Annotated in this window: 1 pseudogene; it reads right to left on the reverse strand. The window is 43.6% G+C overall.

Annotation, left to right across the window (positions count from 1 at the left end):
* Nucleotides 1–67 precede the first annotated feature (67 nt).
* Nucleotides 68–184, reverse strand: a pseudogene (locus ACSZO4_RS25875) (ATP-binding cassette domain-containing protein); the annotation flags it as partial.
* Nucleotides 185–392: the final 208 nt, after the last annotated feature.

Consider the following 392-nt stretch of genomic DNA (forward strand, 5'->3'; position numbering starts at 1 on the left):
GATTCGCGCGACTGACTTAAAGGTCAAACCTTTCGGAGTCCCCCGGCAAAGCCGGGGGTTTACCGGACTTAATTAAGTGATTAAGGGTGCGCAGCAAGGTAGATTTACCCGAGCCGGATAAACCGACGATAACAAAAATTTCACCGGGGAATATTTGCAAATCAATATTCGTCAGGGCATTGATGTTATTGCTGCTTTGCGGCCTGGAAAAAAGACTGGCTTTGCCCCCGGAGTAATAACATTTATTTACTGAACGCAATTCAAAAAGAGGTTGTGACATGATCTGATCTTTATTTTGTGAGTTCCATTACACAGTAAGGAAGGTGCGATTTAATCGTCAGTTATGAGAACATAAGGCTTTCTTTGCCATAGATTTTTCACGATGCCCGCAC

The sequence above is a fragment of the Phytobacter sp. V91 genome, assembly GCF_965644225.1.
Taxonomy (GTDB): domain Bacteria; phylum Pseudomonadota; class Gammaproteobacteria; order Enterobacterales; family Enterobacteriaceae; genus CBFFRJ01.